The 342-nt window shown below is 78.7% G+C and carries 1 protein-coding gene; it reads right to left on the bottom strand.

Annotated features, from left to right (window positions below):
- The coding region (locus PUR53_RS00105) for a hypothetical protein (protein ID WP_329906945.1) at positions 1–342 on the bottom strand (342 nt) is incomplete at both ends.

The following is a 342-nucleotide window of genomic DNA, read 5'->3' as shown; positions in this document are numbered from 1 at the left end:
GTACACCTCCTCGGCGCTCGCCGCGATCGCGCCGCCCAGTCCGCCGGCCGCCTCGTCCGCGGCCGTCGGCAGCATGCGGCCCTGGCGCCCCCGCCCGCTCTCCACCACCGCGGGCCCGACCAACGCCACGGCGAGGAGGGCCGAGTGCGCGCCGATCAGTGTCCGGGTCCGGAGGGTGGAGCGGGCGGCGGCCCGGCGCTCCGCCTCACGGGCGTCGAACGCGGCGGTGAGGAAGTCCCGTTCGACCTCCGTGAGCGCGAGGTCGCGGCGGTGGCCGGGGAAGACCTCCTCCGTACGGGCGAGGCGGGTGCCGCGGTAGAGGGTGCCGGGGTCGCGGGCGTG

This window comes from Streptomyces sp. SP18BB07 (assembly GCF_036322545.1).
Classification (GTDB): Bacteria; Actinomycetota; Actinomycetes; order Streptomycetales; family Streptomycetaceae; genus Streptomyces; species Streptomyces deccanensis.
Note: the sequence above shows the minus strand (reverse complement) of the source record. Positions and strands in the feature narration are given on the sequence as shown.